The sequence below is a fragment of the Bacteroides sp. An269 genome, assembly GCF_002159755.1.
Lineage (GTDB): Bacteria > Bacteroidota > Bacteroidia > Bacteroidales > Bacteroidaceae > Phocaeicola > Phocaeicola intestinalis.
The window spans coordinates 1-552 of the sequence record NZ_NFJG01000270.1; the positions used below are offsets into that span (position 1 = coordinate 1).

Annotated in this window: 1 protein-coding gene; it reads right to left on the reverse strand. The window is 39.1% G+C overall.

Annotated elements, in window-relative coordinates; genetic code table 11:
- Positions 1–34: 34 nt before the first annotated feature.
- Positions 35–400 carry a hypothetical protein gene (locus B5F71_RS20885; protein ID WP_206423880.1) on the reverse strand — a complete coding sequence of 122 codons (366 nt, stop codon included), beginning with the start codon at positions 398–400 and terminating at the stop codon, positions 35–37.
- Positions 401–552 lie beyond the last annotated feature (152 nt).

Consider the following 552-nt stretch of genomic DNA (forward strand, 5'->3'; position numbering starts at 1 on the left):
TTCCTCATCACAGAAGCGAAAATGCCTCAAAAACTCATCCCAAATCATCGCACGATAAATTCAAAACAGCTTCTAAATCCTGATAGCTTAAATTCTTTTGGGACAAGTGCAATCCATTACTGATACGGATGTCAATCCATATGCGGACGGGATTGTCATTACTGCTTTTTAATTCAGGCTTAGGCCGGTCACCGGTCTTAGTCTTTTCCTTATGGGCAATCTCAGGAGCACCGTCAACCTGAACCTCAACTACTTTTTTGCGGGTATCCTTAAACCATTTTTGGAAAATGTTATAAGGGACTTTATTCTTGGCACAAAACGATTGGAGAGATTCCCCATGAGGCAATGCCTCGGTCTGGTACTGAAAGTAAAACCTTTCAAGATCTTCACTGCTATACATAATCTTTTAATTTTAGTTCGCAGCAAAGTTATTCCTTTCAATTAATAGCCTTTTTTTGACTGCTTACTGACAAGGTACCAGTTGACGAGGTTCTGAATAGTTTTACTGAATGTATTTAAAACCTAGTTACCTAGTACCTGTTACCTAGTACC